The sequence below is a fragment of the Aurantiacibacter arachoides genome (assembly GCF_009827335.1).
GTDB classification, from domain to species: domain Bacteria; phylum Pseudomonadota; class Alphaproteobacteria; order Sphingomonadales; family Sphingomonadaceae; genus Alteraurantiacibacter; species Alteraurantiacibacter arachoides.
In genome coordinates this window covers 2,495,972-2,517,125 of record NZ_WTYH01000001.1, presented here as the reverse complement: position 1 = coordinate 2,517,125, position 21,154 = coordinate 2,495,972, and the positions used below count along the sequence as shown (strand labels likewise).

The 21,154-nt window shown below is 63.6% G+C and carries 18 protein-coding genes and 1 pseudogene; 11 read left to right on the top strand and 8 right to left on the bottom strand.

The genetic code is table 11. The annotated features are described in order from the left end of the window. The first annotated feature begins 5 nt into the window (after window positions 1-5). Window positions 6-1,280, top strand: a complete 1,275-nt coding sequence (locus GRI62_RS12320; RefSeq protein ID WP_131453609.1) for an RHS repeat-associated core domain-containing protein — start codon at window positions 6-8, stop codon at window positions 1,278-1,280. Between the two features lie 1,316 nt (window positions 1,281-2,596). Continuing rightward, window positions 2,597-3,277: pseudogene (locus GRI62_RS14750) on the top strand (IS6 family transposase). A 99-nt stretch (window positions 3,278-3,376) separates the two neighbouring features. On the opposite strand, the gene terL reads toward GRI62_RS14750, so the two are convergent. Genes terL through GRI62_RS12300 form a run of 3 tightly spaced genes read right to left on the bottom strand, consistent with a single transcriptional unit; the run spans window position 3,377 to window position 6,742 of the window. Next, window positions 3,377-4,906, bottom strand: coding sequence for a phage terminase large subunit (gene terL, locus GRI62_RS12310; RefSeq protein ID WP_160731882.1), 1,530 nt, complete (start codon window positions 4,904-4,906; stop codon window positions 3,377-3,379). Next, on the bottom strand, window positions 4,854-5,429 hold the full coding sequence (locus GRI62_RS12305) for a DUF5681 domain-containing protein (protein WP_160731881.1): 576 nt from the start codon (window positions 5,427-5,429) through the stop codon (window positions 4,854-4,856). The genes terL and GRI62_RS12305 overlap by 53 nt, the downstream gene beginning before the upstream one ends. Then, window positions 5,426-6,742, bottom strand: a complete 1,317-nt coding sequence (locus tag GRI62_RS12300) for a site-specific DNA-methyltransferase (protein ID WP_131453606.1) — start codon at window positions 6,740-6,742, stop codon at window positions 5,426-5,428. Before GRI62_RS12300 ends, GRI62_RS12305 begins: the two co-directional genes overlap by 4 nt. Window positions 6,743-7,276: 534 nt before the next feature. On the opposite strand from GRI62_RS12300, the gene GRI62_RS12295 reads away from it, so the two are divergent. Both GRI62_RS12295 and GRI62_RS12290 read left to right on the top strand, forming a co-directional pair. Next, window positions 7,277-7,684, top strand: coding sequence for a CopG family transcriptional regulator (locus GRI62_RS12295; protein ID WP_131453605.1), 408 nt, complete (start codon window positions 7,277-7,279; stop codon window positions 7,682-7,684). A 12-nt stretch (window positions 7,685-7,696) separates the two neighbouring features. Then, window positions 7,697-8,809, top strand: a complete 1,113-nt coding sequence (locus GRI62_RS12290) for an extracellular catalytic domain type 1 short-chain-length polyhydroxyalkanoate depolymerase (protein ID WP_131453604.1) — start codon at window positions 7,697-7,699, stop codon at window positions 8,807-8,809. A 20-nt stretch (window positions 8,810-8,829) separates the two neighbouring features. Here the strand turns inward: GRI62_RS12290 and GRI62_RS12285 are convergent, their stop codons facing one another. After that, a complete protein-coding gene (locus tag GRI62_RS12285) occupies window positions 8,830-9,690 on the bottom strand; it encodes a transglutaminase-like domain-containing protein (RefSeq protein ID WP_131453603.1) in 861 nt (286 codons plus the stop codon). Between the two features lie 86 nt (window positions 9,691-9,776). Here GRI62_RS12285 and GRI62_RS12280 point away from each other — a divergent pair, with 86 nt between their 5' ends. From GRI62_RS12280 to GRI62_RS12265, 4 genes are all read left to right on the top strand, one after another. Beyond that, window positions 9,777-10,532 carry an N-formylglutamate amidohydrolase gene (locus GRI62_RS12280; protein ID WP_131453602.1) on the top strand — a complete coding sequence of 252 codons (756 nt, stop codon included), beginning with the start codon at window positions 9,777-9,779 and terminating at the stop codon, window positions 10,530-10,532. Between the two features lie 370 nt (window positions 10,533-10,902). Then, entirely contained in the window at window positions 10,903-11,058 is a 156-nt protein-coding gene (locus GRI62_RS12275) for a hypothetical protein (RefSeq protein ID WP_160731880.1), read from the top strand. A gap of 32 nt (window positions 11,059-11,090) precedes the next feature. Then, entirely contained in the window at window positions 11,091-11,315 is a 225-nt protein-coding gene (locus GRI62_RS12270) for a hypothetical protein (RefSeq protein ID WP_131453601.1), read from the top strand. A gap of 160 nt (window positions 11,316-11,475) precedes the next feature. Further along, the gene (locus tag GRI62_RS12265) at window positions 11,476-12,567 is read left to right on the top strand and encodes a sensor histidine kinase (protein WP_131453600.1); all 1,092 of its coding nucleotides are present in this window, start codon (window positions 11,476-11,478) and stop codon (window positions 12,565-12,567) included. Window positions 12,568-12,584: 17 nt separating this feature from the next. On the opposite strand, the gene GRI62_RS12260 is transcribed toward GRI62_RS12265, so the two are convergent. From GRI62_RS12260 to GRI62_RS12245, 4 genes are all read right to left on the bottom strand, one after another. Then, window positions 12,585-12,959, bottom strand: coding sequence for a response regulator (locus GRI62_RS12260; RefSeq protein ID WP_160731879.1), 375 nt, complete (start codon window positions 12,957-12,959; stop codon window positions 12,585-12,587). A gap of 182 nt (window positions 12,960-13,141) precedes the next feature. After that, on the bottom strand, window positions 13,142-15,358 hold the full coding sequence (locus GRI62_RS12255; protein ID WP_199799941.1) for a xanthine dehydrogenase family protein molybdopterin-binding subunit: 2,217 nt from the start codon (window positions 15,356-15,358) through the stop codon (window positions 13,142-13,144). Between the two features lie 2 nt (window positions 15,359-15,360). After that, window positions 15,361-16,353 carry an FAD binding domain-containing protein gene (locus tag GRI62_RS12250; RefSeq protein ID WP_131453598.1) on the bottom strand — a complete coding sequence of 331 codons (993 nt, stop codon included), beginning with the start codon at window positions 16,351-16,353 and terminating at the stop codon, window positions 15,361-15,363. Window positions 16,354-16,356: 3 nt separating this feature from the next. Further along, window positions 16,357-16,971 (bottom strand): (2Fe-2S)-binding protein, encoded by a 615-nt coding sequence (locus GRI62_RS12245; protein ID WP_131453597.1) that lies wholly within the window; start codon window positions 16,969-16,971, stop codon window positions 16,357-16,359. Between the two features lie 230 nt (window positions 16,972-17,201). On the opposite strand from GRI62_RS12245, the gene otsB reads away from it, so the two are divergent. The 3 genes from otsB to GRI62_RS12230 are packed head-to-tail and all read left to right on the top strand — an operon-like array spanning window position 17,202 to window position 21,108. Continuing rightward, window positions 17,202-17,942 carry a trehalose-phosphatase gene (gene otsB / locus GRI62_RS12240; RefSeq protein WP_131453596.1) on the top strand — a complete coding sequence of 247 codons (741 nt, stop codon included), beginning with the start codon at window positions 17,202-17,204 and terminating at the stop codon, window positions 17,940-17,942. 2 nt (window positions 17,943-17,944) lie between these two features. Further along, entirely contained in the window at window positions 17,945-19,735 is a 1,791-nt protein-coding gene (locus tag GRI62_RS12235; protein ID WP_199799940.1) for a glycoside hydrolase family 15 protein, read from the top strand. After that, on the top strand, window positions 19,732-21,108 hold the full coding sequence (locus GRI62_RS12230; RefSeq protein ID WP_131453594.1) for an alpha,alpha-trehalose-phosphate synthase (UDP-forming): 1,377 nt from the start codon (window positions 19,732-19,734) through the stop codon (window positions 21,106-21,108). Before GRI62_RS12235 ends, GRI62_RS12230 begins: the two co-directional genes overlap by 4 nt. Window positions 21,109-21,154 lie beyond the last annotated feature (46 nt).

Sequence of the window (21,154 nt, the reverse complement as noted above, 5' to 3'; positions counted from 1 at the left end):
GGCCAATGAAGCCTATACGCCATCTCCCCGGTGAGTTAGCCTGCGATCATGTTCGACATCATCGCAAACCAGCGCCCGATCGAGGCGGCAGCGGTAATCTCATCGCCGATGGGCAGTGGGTCTATCAATACGACATCGAAAACCGCCTCGTTCGTATGCGCGCTCGAGCAGGAACGGCTTGTCCCACAGATACGAGCGGCTACACTGGCTCGCTGGCGGCGCAGCTCAGGTACGACCCAATGGGGCGGCTGTACGAGGTGCAGGGCTATAACGCGGGTGTCCTGCAATCGACGACCCGCATGCTTTATGATGGCGATGCGTTGGTCGGCGAGTACAGTGCTGCCGGTACTATGTTCGCGCGGCACATCCACGGCCCTGCGGCGGGTGTCGATGACCCGCTGATCAGTTACGCTGGCGCGAGCAACGCAATTGGTAACGCCCGCTATCTCTACGCCGATGCGCGTGGATCGATCATCTATTCTTCAACTGCAAGCGCAGGCGCACCGCTAAGCAACTCCTACGATCCGTACGGTATGCTGGGTTCGAGTAACGGCGGCCGTTTCCAATACACCGGGCAGGCGTGGCTCGCTGAGCTAGGACTTTATTACTACAAAGCCCGAATGTATTCGCCGGCGCTGGGAAGGTTCATGCAGACCGATCCCATCGGGTATGAGGATAATGTCAACCTCTATGCTTATGTGGGGAATGACCCGATTAATTCGGTGGATCCGACCGGGCTATATGTATGCGAAGGCAGCAGAATGCAGTGCGAAACTGTCGAAACATTGCGTGGCGAAATCTCGCGCATCAGAATGACAGGAACAGGCTCACGTATTGCTGAACGCGTTGGCGCCAGAGTTGCGAATGCATTAGGAGATCCTGGAGAAGAGAATGGGATTACAATTAGCTTTGATAATACGCAAGACGCTCCAGGCGTTACCGATGGTGGAGACATAACTCTTAATTTTACTATGATCCAGGAAACCGCAAGGGAGGAACGTATTTCTACGCGGACCTATGGAATGATTGTTCTCGGGCATGAGGCAATTCACGCTTTGCAACGATTCAACAATAATTCGCAGTATCAGAAGGAGTTTACTGCGTATGCTCATGATTATTGGATTGGTCGGTCGCAGGGCTGGGACCGAAGCGCTGGTTTTGGGAACCGTTCTCATGGGCAGTACCTCAGGCTTCGGGCATTTGAGTCTTGCCGCCGAAGCATCGGTTCTGAGGCTTGTTGGAGGCAAGAAGATGAATGGTTTCGGCAACAAGCGCGTTAAGGGGCCTTGAAGTGCTGATAAGAGCTAGTCTCTGGGCATTCGTTATTGGAATAATCCTTTCTGCCTGCTCGCCTAGGCCAGACCCATGTCGAGCCCTTGGACTCGAAGACGGCTACCACACCGTCCCCCTTCACTTATCTTGGAGTGGGGTTGGAACAGATAATCCAAACCTTACCAAATATAATTGCGACTTGCCGCTCCAAGGTGTTGTTATTTCGTATGCCACAAAAGAAGAACTTCAAACAATGCGAGTTGCTGGAGAATTTCAGGAAGGTGGGTCGTCGTTCGAAGCTGAGGTCAGAGCTTTTATTTACCAAACCGAAAAAGGTTCGGAGAGCAGGGTATTCATAATTGGATTGGACTTCCAATGAATCTTCGGTCAATTCCGGGGGCACCGTGTAATCGATGATGTCGTTTTCCTAAGTTGAGAAGTTCCAAGGACGGTATCTTTGAATCACGGGAATAGTATACTTGATTCATCGCCTTAAGCATCGCTGCCAGCTAACGTGAGTGGCCCTCCTTTCCCACATCGTCATTTCAAAAGTCCCGCACCATGTCACCCGCCAGGGCACTCGCCGCGTGTCGGTGTTGTTCTCCGACGATACCGAGGCGATTAACTCCACCTTGTCGCTGAGGCTGGCGATGCTTCGGGAACTAGCCGTCTCGCCTCGTGCCTGATGGACAACCACGTCGATCTGATCCTCGTGCGCCCCGACGAGGACGGATTGCGCGCCTAGCTGGGCGAGGCGCATCGGCGTTCTACCGCATAGTCAATTACCGCGAGGCTGGCGCGGCACCTGTTCCAATTTCGGTGACCAACTATCTGATGGAAACAGGCCACGTGGTGGCGGTGGTGCGCCGTGTCGAGAACGATCCGGTGTCGGCAGGGACGGTCGAACGCGCCAAGGACTGGTCGTGGCCGAGCGGAAGAGCCATGTGCACGGCCGACGGACGATCAGCTGACAGACACCGAGGCGATGGCAGGCTTTTTCCTTAGCTGGCGGGCAACGTTGCGACACGGACTGGAAGCGGGGGGACACTGGCGCGCCGGGCTAGGTGCTGGCCGAAGCGATCGCGACAGGGCTGCTCCTTGGACGCCCGCTTGCCGACGCCTGGATCGAGGAACCTAAGCGGACGATAAGCAAATGATGCGGCCGCGATAGCCGAGCCCAACCTCGCCGTGGAACCGACAAAAAACTGATGATGAATGCCGGGGGCGGCTTACCTGCCGTTATGTTCGATACGAACGCTGACCAAGGCCGTGTCAGAGGAAATGCACCTGATTGACGATTGAGCCAGCGTGGGCAGGGAGAGCTATGCCCAGGCCAAGAAAACAGCCCAGCCCATTTCCGCTAACTCACCTCATCGCCAGAGGTGATCCGCCTGGTTGTGATGATGTAAGCCCGCTTTCCGCTGAGCCTGCGGGACGTGGAAGATCTGCTGTTCGAAAGCGGTATCGACATCAGCCACGAGACCTTGCGCCACTGGTCGAACATGTTCGGGCCGATCTTTGCCGCAGACGTTCGCTGCCCGCGGGTGATCGGCATGAAGGGCGTCCAACATTGGAAGTGGCACCTCGACAAAGTCTATGGGGAGATCAACGGCGAGATGCATTACTTGTGGCGAGCGGTCGATCAGGAGGGCGAGGTCCTTGAGAGCTACGTCACGAAGACGAGAGACAAGAGGGTCCGCTGCTGTTCATGAAGAAGGCGCATTGACGCCACGGCTCACCGACCGAGATCACGACCGATGGCCTGTGCTCGTATGGGGCGGCGATGGCCGAGCTAGGCAATGCCAATAACTAGGAAGTGGACGCAGAGCTAACAATCGGGTGGACAATGCTCCGGATCCGACCAATGAAGACCTTATAGAAGGTCGCCTCGGTCCACGCCAACGTCCACAACCACTTCAATCTCGAACGCCACCTTATCGACAGGCAGACCTTCAAGAACCGCCGCTCGGCGGCCCTGGCCGAGTGGCAGACTCTCATGGCTTGAGTTGCAGCCGGGGGCCTCGCCAATCGAAGATGAGCTGCAGTTAGACTGACAGCACCCACCCGCTCGAGTTCGGGCTTAACGCAAACTGATCCCCGGTTTCTACGCCCCCCAAGGATCGTAATCGTCCGGCAAGTCATAGCTCGGTCCGGTTGCATAGGCGACGATCACTTCTGGTCCTGCGTTAAGGGGCGCTCGCCAACGATCGCGTTCCTGCACCCAGATCAGCAGCTGCGAAAGTGCATCGACCTGGTCGTCATGGCGGGATGATGGAAACCCTAGCACTTCGCTGGTGAACTCGCCTACCCAGTGGGCGCGCTCGGGCAGGAACAGGCGCCCGGCCATGATGATCGCACTGGCATTCATCACCCGGGCAATCTTATCCCCTTCCGGGCGCCGCGGGATCGGCGATGGCACACCTGCAGGTTCGTCGGCACCGAGCGACTGGATAAGCGCAGTACCCGACGAGGCATCCTCGATCAGCAGGACCTTTGCATCGTGCAGCCGGGCCAATTCAATGACCTTCGCCTTGAGAGGATTGAACTGAAGCCGGGCGCGAAATACGTCGAGGATGTAGACTCGCTTGCCGATCACCAGCGCCACCACGCACACCGACCAGTCGTTGAACGGGTTGTCCTTGGAGGCAGTGTCTAGCGACATCACGATCTGGCCATGGCTACGATCGAGCGTGGCGGGATCGTAGACCTGCAGCCAGGCCTTCTCGATCATGTTGCCATGCGCAGGCACTGGCTGCTGCTGGAACTGTGCCGCGAACACGTAGGGGTTCTCGGCCTTTCTCCTCAACAACTCGGCGAGCGGAAGACGGGCGGGGTGAAGCGCGCAACCCTCACGCCGACTGTAAACGCGGCCCCGGGTCAGCGCGATGTCCTCGTCATGCGTAGCGATCGCCGGCAGACATAGCTCGCGCCAGCTGTCGCGCTCTGTGAGCACACCGACTAGATCCGCCTCGTGCAACCGCTGCATGACGACGATGATCGAGCCGAACAACTGGTTGTTGAGACGCTGAGAAAGCGTGTCGTCGAACCAGCGCGTCACCTTCTCGCGCGCGGAGTGCGACAGCGCATCCTGTCCCTTCATCGGATCGTCGACAATGATGAAGTCGGCGCCGAACCCGGTGGTCTTGCCTTCCACCGAGGTCGCCATGCGCCGACCGCCTGCACTCGTGCGGATATCGGCAATCGCACTTCGCTTGATGACGGTGCTCGGGAAAGTCTCGCGGTACCAGCGGCTCTGCATGATCTTGAGACAGTCGCTGGCGTAATCCTCAGACAGCTCTTGTCCGTAGCTCACGCACAGGAACGATAGCGCCGGATTGTGACCCAGCATCCATGCAACCCAGGCAATGGAAACGATCCGCGACTTGAGATGGCGTGGCGGCAAGGTCAGCAGCAGCCGCCGGTTCTCGCCAGCGCGGATCAGATCCAGCTGGTGGATGATAGCGTCAATATGCCAGTTGTGGCTGTATGCATCGATGCCGCCGAGTTCAGCGAAAGCACGGCGCAGAAAGAACCCGAAGTCCAGCCGGGTTAGGGCGGCAACGGCATCGCTGGCATCTACATCAGCCATTGCCGTTCTCCGGGTCCGACTCATTTGATCGCTCGGCGCCGTCATCGGTGACGAAACCGTCACCATCCTCAGGCGCGGGGTCGCCCAGCATCGCCGGATCGACCGCCAGTTCGTCGGCGCGCTCGAGAAGGTAAGCCTCGAGGATCGCTTGATCGCTGAGTGTGTGATAACGGCGGTTGTGCTCGTGGGCATCGGCGATCCGCCGGCGGCGAGCATCGACCATCTCGATCGCCTTGTTATCGCCTTTACGGGTCGCATTGTCGATCAGACGAATATCGACCACCTGACTCTTTGTAAGTTTGCGGTCGATCCCGTTCTCCTTGAGCACCATTCGGCGATTGAGCTCACGTTCAAAGTCGGTGTCGGCATTGCGCACCCCCTTTGCACGTCGACCCCGCCTGCGCCCGTCACCTACAGCGAACTGGCCGCTTGCCGGCGGACGGTTACGGCCCACCCGGTAGCTGCCATCCTCGCGGACATTGTTCTCACTGTAGGGGGCGCCGTCCTTGCGGCGCCCACCCAGGGTTGCCCTGTGCTTCGGGTCGTCCCGATCGTCGCGGCCGTTCACGAGCGGTCTCCCGCGCGCTGCGTCATGACCTGGGAGAGCGGGACTTCTCCGTTCAGCAACGGCTCGCTCGCTGTTGCCTCCCCGACGCGGCGCAAAATGACATCGGCGTATTTGGGGTCGAGTTCGATCCCGAACCCGCGGCGCCCGGTCATTGCCGACGCCGCCAAAGTGGTACCCGAGCCGGCAAAGCCGTCGAACACCACATCGCCCGGCTTCGTGACATCGAGGATAGCATCGGCGATCATCCTGCGGTTCTTGATCGTCGGGTGATCCGCCAGATCTTGCAGCCGCCCTTTGTGAAACGCATTTGCGCTTGGGTATCTCCACAGATTGCTGCGATTGCGGCGGCCGAGCGCGATGTTACTCGTGTGCGCGCCCGGGCTGACCTTGAATGCGAGGCACAGCTCATAAGCCGAGCGGTAGAACGCTCCCATCCCCGGGTCCTTTGCCCAAACGATCTGGTTCTTCAGCTCGTGGAACACGCCCTGTGCTGCATTGAGCATATGCGGACATGCTCGCCAATCGGTCCACACAAACGCGATCGCGCCCGGCGAGCAGTGTGGCGCGATCGCCTTGAATGCCGGACGCAGCAGCGTCATTGCGAACTCGGGGAGCGATACTTCACCCGCGCCGGCAACGAAGTTGGAGTGTCGCACCTTGCCGTTACCCGAGACGTTGCCCGCGATGCGGCATCCATATGGCGGATCGGTCTGGACGAGCCGAACGCGGTTGCCAGCGAGCAGTCGCTCGACGAAGTCTTGGTCGCGGCAGTCACCAACCCCAAGCCACTGATCTCCGATTTTCCAGAAATCTCCGACCCGGCAAACTGGAACCTTGTCCTCGTCGGGCAGGTCGACCCGATCCTCCTCAGCGCCTTCACCTGCTTCGTCGAATGATAGGATCCCGTCGATCTCAAAGGTGTCGAACCCGGTCAGCTCGACATCGTATCCGAGCTCGATGAGACCGGAGAGCTCGGAGCGCAGCAGTTCCTTCGACCAGCTCGCATCCTCCGCCAGCCGGTTGTCGGCGATGATGTAGGCGCGACGGTCTTCCTCGCTCATCGCGCCCAGGCTAATCACCGGAACGTGGGTTTCGCCGTTGAGCTTAGCTGCCTCCAGCCGGCCGTGGCCGCAGACGAGGTTCCCGCTCTCGTCGACGAGCAGCGGGTTCGTCCATCCAAAATGCTTCAGACTTTGCTGGAGCTTGCGGATCTGGGTGCGTGAGTGCTTGCGGGCGTTGTGGGCGTACGGCGCAATCGCATCGATTGGCCGGTAATCGACCGCGAGTGAGTTGTGAGGCTGGGAAAAAGACATGTGTCACCACTTCCAAAAATCGGGTTCAACGATTTTTCCGTGGTGGGAAGCAGGCCGCGTGCGACTTGCGATTGATGATCTACCGCAGTTTTTTCAGACCTGCCAGCAAATTTGAACAAAGAGTGAAAATGATCCTACGTGTTCCACACTGGGCACGGTTCGGTTCCCACAGTCAGACGCGATGGGAAACGGAGCCTTCTGTCGCCGATCTCTGGCGCTCCCGGCACACGCGAAATCGGCCAGCGGACCTGCTGTTGGCATGTTTTTCCCACTACTTTCCCAGTAAATAGGAAAATGGCGCGCAGAGACGAGTTCGCTGCGGACTGCGTCGCGCACCAGATAGTTGCGGGTTACGCGCGGCGGCAGCTGTCGTCGGCCATCCTGCGGCGCTCAGGGCGCCTTTCCATACATCTTGCCATCTGGCTGGCCGGCTTCCCAGGGCCGGTATCGTACGCACGTGATCCATTGCCGAGCCACCGGTCTTGAAAATTCTCGATCATTGACCATCTCTCTACCATCCACAGGGATGGTTTTATGACGCAATCACTTCGGCCAACTCGCGATAGCGAGAAAATTACGATCAACCTCGGCTACGTCGACCTCGGCTCCATCGATCTGCTGGTGAAGGAAAGCGCCTTTGCCAACCGGACCGATTTCATCCGGTCGGCAATCCGCAACGAACTCGCCCGTCACGAGGAACTGGCGCGGCAGGCCCGCGCCAGAGACAACCCTGTATTGGGCATTTGCCATCTTGCCAGGCGCGATCTGGAAGCACGGCGCGACGCGGGCACCAAGCTCGATCTGCGCGTGCTCGGGTTACTCAGCATTGCCGACGATGTTTCTCCCGACCTTGCCCGTGCGACCATCCGGTCGGTTTCCGTTCTCGGCGGGTTCCAGGCCTCGAAAGAGGTCAAGTCCGCGCTCCAAGATCGCCTTACCTGAAAGCCTTTTGCCATGACCTTTTTCAACGCCAGCCACATGCCAGACATTCTCGACCTGACGCAACGCGGTAGGCTGGGTGCGGCCACGGCGCTGATCCAGCGTTCGCTGGGATCGAACCTTGGCCAGCCGCAAGCAGAAGGCGGCGGCGCGCGGCCCCACCATGACGGGCAGGAGGCTCGGCTCCCTGCGCCTGCCGCGTTCGCCGATGCACCTTCCCGACCGGCTGCCGAAGGAGCGCGGCCAACGCCCTCCCCGGCCGCATCGGGCAGCTTCACGCGGCACGCCTTTCGCGGTGCCCGGGGCAGCCTGGACTACCTGCTCTACGCGCCGGCCAACGCAACAAAGGCCATGCCGCTGGTGATGATGCTCCACGGCTGTACGCAGGATGCGGAGGATTTCGCCCGCGGTACGAGGATGAACCAGCTGGCGGAAGAATTCGGCTTCCTCGTCGCCTATCCGGAGCAGACGCGAAAGGCCAATGCGCAAAAGTGCTGGAACTGGTTTCGTCCGGGCGATCAGGGGAAGGGTTCAGGGGAACCCGCCTTGATCGCCGGTATCGCGGGCGAAATCGCCAATCGCCACGACGTGGATCGCGGACGGATTTACGTCGCCGGTCTTTCGGCGGGGGGCGCGGCGGCAGCGATCATGGCGCAGGCCTATCCCGACGTGTTTGCCGCGGCGGGCATTCATTCCGGCCTTGCCTGTGGTTCGGCCGCAGACCTTCCCGGTGCGCTCAGCGCCATGAAGGGCAAGGGCAGGCGGCGCAGCGTCGACGGCCAGACCTATGTGCCGCTGATTACCTTCCACGGAAGCCGTGACACCACGGTGGACCCCGCCAACAGCGAGCAAATCCATGGCAGCTGGCGCGAGAGGCACACGGCGGCGTCCCTGGCCGAGACGGTGGAAACGGGCGTCAGCCCGGGCGGGCGACAGTATCGGCAGGCCGTGCTGCGCGGCCCGTCTGGCAAGGCGATGGCGGAGAGCTGGCTGGTGATGGGCGCCGGCCATGCGTGGTCGGGCGGATCGCCATCCGGTTCCTACACCGATGCCAGCGGTCCTGACGCATCGCGCGCGATGATCCGGTTCTTCCTGCAGCACCGCCTGGGGGGCCCTGCAACGGGGTGACAGAGGCGCCTGTTGCGCGGTCAGGCGGACCGTTGTGGAAGCGCCGTTTCGCCGGGTGGGCGCGACAGGTCGATGCTCGCCACCTCGTCGGTATGGACATCGAACCGCACCAGCTTCGCGCTGCCGAATGCCGTGGTCAAGGCCGCGTCGGTGGCGTCGCGGCCGCGGGCCATCACGATCCGGGCGATGCGCGGGGTATTGTGGCGGGCATCGAAGGTATACCAGCGCCCGCCAAGATAGGCTTCGAACCAGGCGGAGAAATCCATCGGCGCATCGACCGGGGCGATGCCGATATCGCCCAGGTATCCCGTGCAATAGCGTGCCGGCACATTGATTGCCCGGCACAGGGTGATCGCCAGATGGGCAAAATCGCGACAGACGCCGAACCGTTCGTCGAACGCCGAGCGGGCCGTCCGCTCGCTGTTGGCCTTCATGTAGTCGAATTCGATGCGTTCGTGCGCGGCATCGACCAGCGCCTGGACCCGCGCCCATCCGGAACGATGCGCCTTTGCCAGATCCCACGCCTCGTTGGCCAGCAGGCTGACCTCGCAATAGCGTGAGCTCATCAGGAACTGCAGCACATCGTAAGGCAGGTCTTCCACCGGATGCTGCGGAGCATCGGGCGCGACCGCATCGGGCAAGCCGGTATCCTCGATCACGAAGTCGCTGCGCAGGGTGATCCCGCCAGCCGGCACCGTGAACCGCGAGCAGACATTGCCGAAAGGATCGATATACTGCCGCACCGGCACACCGGGATCGGTGGCCAGCACTTCGGGCGATCGCAACTGCGCCTGCCGTTCCGGCCGCACGCTCAGCAGCGCAAGCATGGGCACGGGAACCTGTGTTTCGAACCGAATGTCGAAACCGCATCGGATCAGCATTGGGCACGCTCCTTGACGGTCGGCATCACATATCGACGGCAACGGCAGGACTGGCCGGCAAGACACATTGATGCAAGTATGGACGCATGTCCCGCTTTGCCTTGCTCAACTGTTCAGACCCGCATCCGCTCCGCGAACATGGCAGAAAAAACGGCGCCAGCCGGTTTCTGCTGGTGGGCGACCATGCCGGGTCGTGCATTCCTGAAGCTCTCGGCGACCTGGGGCTGAGCCACGCCGATCGCAACAGGCACATCGCGCTCGACCTCGGCGTGGAGGAATTGGGCCGCGCTTTGGCGGACCGGCTCGACACCGTGTTCCTGTCACAAGCCTACTCGCGTCTGGTGGTCGACTGCAATCGGCGGATCGACGACCCTGACTGCATCGTGGAGCGTAGCGACGGATCGATCGTGCCGGGCAACCGCGGGCTGGATGCCGCGCATCGGGCGGCGCGGCTGGACGAGATCTATCACACCTATCACGCGGGCATCGCCAGCGAACTCGATCGCCGGGACGCTGCCGGAATCGAGACCGTATTCGTTTCGCTGCACAGCTTTACCCCTTCGCTGGGCGGCACGGCGCGCCCTTGGGAGGTCGGTGTGCTCCACGATGGCCATCGCGACGATCTGGCCCGATCGCTGTTGCAGTCGCTGCCCCGGACCGGCGTCGTCGTGGGGGACAACGAACCCTATCGCATGGACGCGACGGATTACACCGTGCCTCACCACGCCTTCGAACGGGGTCTTCGCTATCTCGAACTGGAATTCCGGCAGGATATCCTGGCCACGCGGCTGCCCGAGATGGCCGATACGCTGGCAGCATTGTTGCTGGTGACGGAGGGCTGACCGTCTCAGGGAGCGCTCTCGCATATCGTCTTGTAATTTCCGGTCACCCTGCTATATGAAAATTGCCTAACGTCGTTTGCGACGGATTTTGTTTGCCATTCTTTCGCGCATTGCCGCGGTTCTGGCACCACTTCCCTTCCCATGCTGCCTGGCTCCGTGATGGAAAGCTTCCGCACGGATTCTTTTTCGTATGCGGCGACGATCCATCGTCGGCCGCTTCCATTTCGAAAAAGCGTCATACGATCGTGGCAAGAGCCGGATCGTCTTTCGCGAACGGGCATCAGGGCAAACGCCCCGCAGTGCTCGCAAACGCGGACAGCGACGTTGAAACTTTCAAGAAGGCGGCGGGATGACCCTGCCGGACATACCAATGATGAACGTAACGAACCTGCGCGAAACCGCGCGCCCCATGCTCTCGCCGCGGTATGACGCGATGCGTGAGCAAGCCATCGACGATACGCTGGCAACCTCCAGCCCGATGACGACGGCCGATCTGCGCCGTCTCGTCGCCTGGATGATCGACTGACCCACCCAATACGCCAATGGAGGAGTTCCGGCATGGACCTGAACCATCAATATTCCGAACACCAGCGCGCCCTGATCGGCGCAAACCTGGCGACAAACGATAACGACCGCCTGGCGAGGCTGGCGACGGCGTCGCACATCGCCGAGCGGATCAGCGTTTTCCAGCACAGCCTCGGCGCCGCCGCGGCCTGTGCCTGGAGCAAGGCGCAGTTCGTTGCCGCTCCCGCTGTCATGAAGGGGCACTCTCCCACGGCCTGACCCCGCTTGCCAAGTTTCGCGACTTTGCTATTTTCAGGAAGGTGGGGGGCCGGTCATCGAGCACGTAGCCAATCATAGTACGCTGACGGCTTTTCCCGACCATCCGGAAGACCGGCATCTGTCGGAAATCTGGCGGCGTCAGCAGCAGATCCTGGGCCGGATGGTTCTGGGCGGCGAGCGCAAGACCATACTTGCCGACATCGTGCGGCTTGCCGAAGACCAGACAGGCGACGGGATGCTGGCATCGATCCTCCTGCTGAGCGAGGACGGCAAGCATCTGGAACTCGGCGGTGCGCCCAGCCTGCCCGATGCCTACAACGCCGCGATCAAGGGCATGGCGATCGGCGAAGGCGAGGGATCCTGCGGAACCGCTGCCGCCTTGGGCCAAGCCGTATTTGTCGAGGATATCGGGACGGATCCGCTCTGGGCGAATTTTCGAGAGCTGGCGCTTTCCCATGGCCTCCGCGCCTGCTGGGCGGTGCCGATCAAGGCCGGCGACGGCAGCGTGGTGGGGACCTTTGCCAACTATTATCGTGAGCCGCGCCAGCCATCGACCCTGGATCGCGCCATAATCGAGGCGATTGCGCTCACCACCTCCATCGCTGTCGAACGGATGCATCTTGAACGGATGCGCAATCGTGCCGAGGACGCCAAGGCACTCGTGCTGGAAGAACTGCAGCACCGGGTAAAGAATGCCTTTGCCCTGGCGCAAAGCCTCATCAACCTGAACGTGCCCGCCGCGCTCAGCGCCCGCGACCTGGCCGACAAGGTGAACGGCAAGCTGCGCGCCATTGCATCGGCGCAGGATCTTATCATCGTGCAGCACGCCGCCGGCCATTCCAGCGAAATGACGTCGATCCGCACCCTGCTGGCGACGATCCTCGGCCCGCTGGGATATGGCGATGCCGAAAACCGCATCAGCCTGAACGGGGATGACCAGACAGTCGATGCCCAGTCGCTGTCAGGGCTGGCCATGATCTTCCACGAACTGGCCACCAACGCGACGAAGTACGGCAGTCTCAAGGCCAAGGGTGGCTGCGTCGCCATCGGTTGGGAAACCGGGGCGGACGGTCTGACCATCAGATGGACCGAAATCGGCGGGCCTGAGACCACGCCGCCCGAGAACCAGAATTTTGGGACGCGTCTTATCGCTTCGACCATTCGCCAGTTGCAGGCGCACATCGACTATGACTGGCGAGCCGACGGGCTGCGGGTGACGATGCTCCTGCCGCGCGCATCGATGGGCGCCTAGGCCAGCGCGAAACGCAGCTAGCCAGGCCGCATGACCATCTCCTGGATCGTCGCGTGCACCGTCGTCGACAGATAGGGCTTGGGATAGAAGCGTGAGCCTTCGGGCAGGCGGGCTTCGCCGAGCAGCGGTTTGCCCGAGGTCACTATGATCCCGATTTCCGGCCGCGATGCGCGGATTTCATGGGCGAGGGTGAGGCCGTCGACATCACCGGGCATATCGATGTCCGTGAAGAGGATGTCGATCGCCTCGTATTGTTGCGCCACTTCCAGTGCCTCGCGGCCATTGCACGCCTCGATGATCGAATAACCCAGCGCGCTGAGCTGATCGACCACATCCATGCGGATCAGGACCTCATCTTCGACGACGAGGACGATTGCTTGGGCCGATTGCATGGGGATGTTCCTTGAAGGCGGTCTCTCCGCCTTGTGGAACGACATTTGTTAATACGGTTGCAGGACCGATCCGTTCCAGACACGGGGAACCGTCCCCGGTGCATCGCGATGACCGCCGCCGTTGGGGCGCGCTTCCGGCCAGTCATGCCGTGCAGGCTGCCTGGCCGGGCACGCGTCCACCGTCAGAGCAGGTCCTCGATCCGCACCGGCAGGTCGCGCACGCGGATGCCGGTGGCATGCCAGATCGCGTCGGTGATCGCGGCGGGCGTTCCGACGTTGGCAAGCTCGCCGATACCCTTCACGCCAAGTGCATTGATCTGGTTGTCGACTTCCGGGACCATGATGATGTCGATGTCGGCAATATCGGCATTCACCGGCACCAGGTATTCGGCGATGTTGTCGTTGACGTAGCGCGCGCGCTTGTGGTCGATCTCGGTCGCTTCGTGCAGCGCCGACCCGATGCCCCAGATCAGCCCGCCCAGGTACTGGCTGTGCGCGGTGCGGGTGTTCATGATGCGGCCCGCGGCAAAGGCGCCGACCACGCGTGGCACACGGATTTCACGGGTCCGCTCGTTGATGCGCACCTCGACCATCTCGGCCCCGAAGGCATACATGGCGCGATCAGCCGTGGTGCCGCCGCTGATCCGCACACCGCCTTCGTACAGCGCCTCTACCGAAGACTGGTCCATACCGGCGGGGAACCAGGCGCCGACCACCTCGGCTTCCGGGCGATCCATGCCGGCGATCGCCGCGGCAAAAGCGGCCGGATCGGTCGCATTGTCGACGCCGAGCGTCTCGGCCATCCGGTTGCAGGCGTCGACGATGGCGCTGGTGAGGCTGGCGGTGGTGACCGAGCCGCCGGCGATGGGCCCGGGCGGCAGGCGGCTGTCGCCCATGCGCACGGTGATGCGCCCGGGCGCGATGCCCAGCCGCTCCGCCGCGGCCTGGGTGGCGATGGTGTAGCACCCGGTGCCGACATCGTGCGCGGCTACCTCGATCGTGGCGGTGCCGCCCCGGCGCACCGTCAGGCGTGCGGTGGAAGGCATCATCAGCGTGGGATACATCGCCATCGCGCAGCCCCAGCCGATCAGCCATTCCCCGTCGCGCATGGAGCGCGGCGCCGGGTTGCGGCGCGACCAGCCGAACCGTTCGGCGGCAGCGTCCAGACATTCGTTGAGGCTGCGGCTGGTGTAGGGCACGCCTGCCACCGGATCGATGCGGGTGTCGTTCCGCTTGCGGAACTCGACGGGATCGATCCCGGCCGCCGCGGCAAGCTCGTTCATCGCCGCCTCCAGCGCATAGACTGTCGGCATTTCGGCAGGCGAGCGCATGAAGGTGGGCACGTTGCGATCGCCCTGGACGATGTAGTTGTCCGTGTGCACGGCCTGGAAGGCATACATCGCCGCGGTCTTTTCCAGCCCGCCGTTCTGATACGGCGTGCTGCGCGCGGTGAATTCCCACTGCTTGTGTTCGTATCCGGTCAGCCGCCCCTGCGCATCGCAGCCCAGCCGCACGGCCTGGCGCGTTTCCTGCCGGTGGCCGGAATGGGTGAAGCCCTGGTCGCGTGATGCAACGAGCTTCACCGGACGGCCCAGCTGGCGCGCGGCGAGCGCGGCAAGGGCAGTGCGGTGCGTCACCGCTGCCTTGGAGCCGAAGGCGCCGCCCACGAAGGGTGACTTCACGCGGACGTTGTCCGGATCGATCCCCAGTTGCTCGGCCGCGGCGTGCTTCAGACCCCAGACGAACTGGTTCGGCTCATGCAGGACCAGCGTTCCGCCGTCCCAGTATGCCGTGGTCGAGAACAGCTCGATCGGATTGTGGTGCTGGATGGGGGTGCGGTATTCCGCCGTGACCGTGTGCGCCGACCCGGCAAGCGCGGCCGCCGCGTCATTGTGGCGGATGGGTTCGAACATGGGGTTGATATCGGCGACGTTGCGCTCTGTGGCGCCGGGATCGCCGAAGGTCGCGGTCGCCGTGCTGGCGGCGTAGGTGACGGCGAGCTTGAACGATGCCTCGCGCGCGGCTTCGAAACTGTCGGCCACGATCAGCGCGATGGGCTGACCGTCGTGATGGATTTCCGGCCCGGCGAGTGGCGCCACGCTGGTGATCGCCAGGCCGCCGCCGGCAAAGGTTGCCAGCGGGCTTAGCGGCGGGCGGTTCTCGTGCGTCATGATCAGCTGCACGCCCGGCACGGCGCGCGCGGCGGCATCGTCGATGCCGGTGATGCGGCCCCTGGCGATCGTGCTGGTGACCATCCAGCCATAGGCCGCCCGGCCCGGCACCGGCAGGTCGTCGGCATAGATCTTCGCGCCGGTCACCTTCTGCACCGCTTCGTAGCGGGTGATAGGCTGGCCCATGTTGCGCCCCGGCTGGGGTGCGGGATCGTAATCTTGTGCCATGCTCAGTTCCCCATCTGCGCGATATCGAGCAGGGCGCGAACCATCGTGCGCTTGCCCAGTTCGACCTTGAAGGCGTTCTCTTCCGTCGTCGACGCGCCGGCAAAGGCGATGTCGGCGGCCCGTTGCAGGCGCGCCTCGTCAAGCGGACCGCCGCGCAGCGCCGCCTCGGCCTCGCTCGCGCGCCAGGGCACGGTCGCCACGCCGCCAAGGCCGATACGCACGTCGGCGATGGTGTCGCCGCGCATCTTCAGCGCCGCCGCGGTGGAGGCCAGCGCGTAGGCGTAGGATTCCCGGTCGCGAATCTTGAGATACTTGGACCGCGGAAAATCGGCATCGGGGATGGCGAACGCCGCGATGAAGTCGCCGGGCCGCAGCGTGGTTTCCAGGTCGGGCCGGTCGCCGGGGCGGCGGTGCAATTCGGCAAAGCGGATCGCGCGCGGACCGTCCTTGCCGAGCACTTCCACCACCGCGTCGAGCGCGATCAGCGCCTGGGCGAAATCGCCGGGATATTTCGCGATGCACGCCTCCGACGTGCCCAGCACCGCGTGGGTGCGGGTCACGCCGCCATCCAGCGCCGCGCAGCCCGATCCGGGCTGGCGCCTGTTGCACTGATCGTAGCTGGTATCGCGGAAATAGGCGCAGCGCGTGCGTTGCAGCACGTTGCCGCCGATGCGGGCCACGTTGCGGATCTGCGGGCTGGCGGCCAGCCACAGCGCATCCGACAGCATCGGCACCTTGCGGCGCACGCGGTTGTCGTCGGCCAGTTTCGCCATCGGTGTCAGGGCGCCGATGCGCAGCGCGTCACCATCCCAGTCGATGAAATCGTACCGGCCGTTTTCCAGCATGGAGACATCGACCAGCCGCGTGGGGCGCAGCACGTCCAGCTTCATCAGGTCGACCAGGGTGGTGCCACCGGCCAGGTACATGCCCCCGTCCGCGAAATCGGCCACCGCCTCGACGGCGGAGGTGGGGCGGGAATAATGGAAAGGACGCATCTCTCAGCTCTCCATGGTCGTGCGCGCCTGCTTCACCGCGGCGACGATATTGGGGTAGGCGGCGCAGCGGCACAGGTTGCCCGACATGTATTCGCGGATTTCGGCATCGTCGTTCGCATGGCCTTCGGTAACGCAGGCCACTGCCGACATGATCTGACCCGGCGTGCAGTAACCGCACTGGAACGCGTCGTTATCGACGAACGCCTGCTGCATGGGGTGCAGCGCGCTTTCCGTGCCCAGCCCCTCGATCGTGGTGATCCGCCGGCCCGATACCTGCGCCGCCAGCGTCAGGCACGATAGCTGCCGCTGCCCGTCGACGTGGACCGTGCAGGCCCCGCACTGGCCGTGGTCGCAGCCTTTCTTGGACCCGGTCAGTTCCAGATCGTTGCGCAATACGTCGAGCAGGGTGGAGCGGGTGTCGATGGTAAGGTCGCGGCGCTGCCCGTTGATGTCGAGCGTGACGGGCATCGTCTGCCGCGCGACTTCGGCGGTGGGCGCTACCGCGGCGTCCTGTGCGCGCGCCGTTCGTGCCACCGGCAACAGCGCCGCACCGGCCGCGCCGCCCTTCATCAGGTTGCGGCGGGTGATGGTATCGAAACGGTCGGGAGGCTGCGCCATCTGGTCTGTCCTTGGGTTCTGCTGGCCGTGGAATCTACTGGTCGCGTCATCGACCGCGCCGGCCCGACCCTGCTCCCGGCCGGGCCATCTCGTCAACGTCCGCTTGCACCGGGCCGGCGATTCCCGCCGCCCTGTCCGCGAATAGGGCGTCGTCCATCCGCCATGCCTGATCGCGGGCCGATAACCGGGCCCGCCGTTGACCGTAGGGCCTCAACCCCTATGTCGGGGCGATGGCCGACGCATCTCCACTGCCTTCCCCGCCGGATCTGGCGGGTCTGCTGCGCGATGGGCCGGTATCGCTCTTCCTCGACTTCGACGGCACGCTGGTGCCCATCGCGGCGGCGCCCGGCGCTATCGCGGTGCCCGCGGGCATCGGGTCATCGCTGGCCGACCTGGCCAACAGGCTCGGCGGGCGGCTGGCGATCGTCAGCGGCAGGGCGATCGCCGATCTGGAGCGGCATTGCGGCCCGCTGGCAAACGCCTGCGCCGGATCGCACGGCGGCGAGGTGCGCCTTGCGCCGGGCGATCCGATCCACTCGATCGGAGCCGTCCCCGCCGCCGTGCTGCACGAAGTCGCCGCGTTTGCGGGCAATGCCGGGCTGATCCACGAGGTCAAGCCGCTGGGGGCAACCCTGCACTGGCGCGGCAGGCCTGAGTGGGAGGAGCGCGCGCAACAGTTCCTGGGCGATCTTGCCGACAGGTTCGCTCTGACGCTGAAGCACGGCAAGTGCGTGGCCGAGATTGCCGTGCCGGGGGCGGACAAGGGGGCGGCCGTGCGCACCATCATGGCCGCAGAGCCCTTTGCCGGCACCACGCCTGTCTTCATCGGTGACGACGTGACCGATGAAGACGGTTTTGCCGCCTGCACCGCGATGGGCGGCTTTGGCGTGGCGGTGGGTGAGCGGCCGTCCCGGGGCGCGCGCTATCACCTGGCGGACCCGGCCGCCGTCTTTGCATGGATAGGAACGTGACGATGCAGCCTTCGCTCGAACTCTGGCCGATCGGCAACTGCCAGGTATCGGGGCTGCTGGACGAGCGGGCAGGGCTGGTGTGGGGATGCGTGCCACGGATCGACGGCGACCCGGTGTTCTGCGCGCTGCTGAATGGCGAACGCCGGGATGCCGGTGTCTGGCGCTTTGAAATCGAGGACCAGGTTTCTTCCAGCCAGCATTACGTGCGCAATACGCCCATCCTCGTTACCCGGCTGGAGGCGAAGGACGGCAGCGCGGTGGAGATCACCGACTTCTGCCCCCGGTTCGAACGGTCGGGCCGCATGTACCGCCCCGTCGCCTTCGTGCGCATCGTTCGCCCCGTCGCCGGTGCTCCGCGATTGAAGGTGACGCTGTCACCGATGCACGGTCATGGCGAGCATCTGGCCGAAACCACAAGTGGCACCAACCACGTGCGCTTCCTGACCGGCGATACGCCGCTGCGGCTGAGCACCGATGCCCCGGTCGGCACTGCATTGGCGGGCAAGGCCTACCGGGTGGAAAGCGACCAACATTTCTTCTTCGGACCGGACGAGCCCTTTTCCGGCAACATCCGCTCCGAACTGCGGCAGATGGAGGAGCAGACCCGCAAGTACTGGCAGCTGTGGGTGCGCGGCCTGGCAACGCCGCTGGAATGGCAGGACGAGGTCATCCGCTGCGCCATCACGCTCAAGCTGTGCCAGCACGAGGAAACCGGCGCGATCGTAGCCGCGCTCACGACCTCCATACCCGAAGCGCCCGGAAGCCAGCGCAACTGGGACTACCGGTACTGCTGGATCAGGGATTCGTACTACACCGTCCAGGCGCTGAACCGGCTGGGCGCGCTCGACGTGCTGGAAAAGTACCTGGCATACCTGCGCAACATCATCGCCGATGCCCGCGGCGGGCAGATCCAGCCGCTCTATTCCGTCATGGGCGAAGCGCAGCTGACGGAGCGGACGGCCGATGCCCTCGCCGGCTATCGCGGCATGGGGCCGGTGCGGATCGGCAATGCTGCCTATCACCAGATCCAGCATGACTGTTATGGCCAGATCGTGATGCCGACCGCGCAGGCTTTTTTCGACCGGCGGCTGCTGCGCATGGCCGACGATCGCGATTTCGCCAGCCTGGAAGAGGTCGGAGAGATGGCCTGGGCGATGCACGATCAGCCCGACGCCGGACTGTGGGAATTCCGCACCCGGCAGGAAGTGCACACCTATTCCGCGGCGATGAGCTGGGCCGCGTGCGACCGGCTGGCGCGGGTGGCCGACCATCTCGGCAAGGCGGACCGCGCCAGCCTGTGGCAGGAGCGGGCCGATACCATCCGCGCGACGATCGACCGGGAGGCCTGGGTCGAGACGCCCGAGGGCGGCCACTACGGCGCCAGCTTCGAAAGCGATTACCTTGACGCAAGCCTGCTCCAGCTGGTGGAGCTCAGGTTCTGCGAGCCGGACGATCCGCGCTTCCGTTCGACCTTTGCCGAGGTGGAAAAGGCGCTCCGCCGCGGCGAGCACATGCTGCGCTATGCCAAGGAAGACGATTTCGGCGCGCCGGAGACTGCCTTCAACATCTGCACCTTCTGGCTGATCGACGCGCTGGCCCGCAGCGGCCGGACCGCCGAAGCGCGCGAACTGTTCGTCACGATGCTCGGCCATACGACGCGATCGGGATTGCTTTCGGAAGACATGGACTTTGAGACCGGCGAACTGTGGGGCAACTTCCCGCAGACCTATTCGCTGGTCGGCGTAATCAACTGTGCCGGGCTGCTGTCGAAAAACTGGAACACCGTGCGGTGAGCCGGCTCGTCGTCATCTCCAACCGCGTAGCCCTGCCGAGCGCACACGGCGCCGCGGGCGCGCAGGGCGGGCTGGCGGGCGCGCTGGATGCGGCGCTGAAGGCGCGGGGCGGGCTGTGGTTCGGCTGGTCGGGGCAGGAGCACGAGGACCCCTCTGCCGCGCCCGCCATGCAGACGCGCGACAGCGTGACCTTTGCCACCATTGATCTCTCGCCGCAGGATGTCGAGGAATACTATAACGGTTATGCTAACGAAACGATCTGGCCGCTGTTTCACTATCGCCTCGACCTGACCAAGTTCGAGCTGGAGACGGGCCGCGGATACGAACGTGTAAACGAACGCTTCGCGGCCGCCGTGGCACCGCTGGTGGGGCCGGACGACATTGTCTGGGTCCACGATTATCACCTGATCCCGCTGGGCCAGAACCTGCGCCGGCGCGGCATCAGGAACCGCATGGGCTTTTTCCTGCACATTCCCTGGCCGCCGACGCGGCTGCTGGTTTCGTTGCCGTTCCACCAGCGGCTGGTGCGCACACTGCTCGATTACGATGTCGTCGGTTTCCAGTGCGACGAATGGCTGACCAGCTTCCAGCACTACTGCCGCGCCGAACTGGGCGCCGAGGTCAACGAGACGACCGGTGCGGTGACCGTGGAAGGCCGCACGACGATTGCCCGGGCCTATCCCATCGGCATCGATTTCGATCACCTGCGCGCGCTGGCAGAAACCGGGGAGGCGCGGCAGATGGCCCAGCGGGTGCTGTCCAGCACGCGCCGACGCACCGCGATGATCGGCGTGGACCGGCTGGACTATTCCAAGGGCCTGCCCGAACGCATGGACGGCGTCGCGCGGTTCTTCGATCGCAATCCCGATCGGGTGGGCGAACTGGTGTTCATCCAGATCGCCCCGCCCAGCCGCGAGGCGATCGGATCGTACCAGCAGATTCGCGCCCTGCTCGAACAGAAGACCGGACAGATCAACGGCGCGCTGAGCCGGGTCGACCTGGTGCCGGTGCGCTACGTTAACCAGGGCCATTCGCTTGCCGAGTTGATCGGCGTCTACCGCGCAAGCAAGATCGGCCTCGTCACGCCGCTGCGCGACGGGATGAACCTGGTGGCCAAGGAATACGTGGCCGCGCAGGATCCCGGCGATCCGGGCGTGTTGATCCTCAGCCGCTTTGCCGGGGCCGCACAGCAACTGGACGACGCGTTGCTGATCAATCCGCACAGCCCCGACGATATCGCCTCTGCCATCCGCGACGCGTTGGACATGCCGCTGGACGAGCGGATCGCCCGGTGGAGGCCGATGTTTGAATGCGTGCGCGACCAGAACATCCAGAACTGGACAGCCGACATCCTGCGCGACCTGGAGGCCTGAGGCGAACCTGTCGGCGGAGCAAAGGTGACCTTCGGCCACGGCCCAG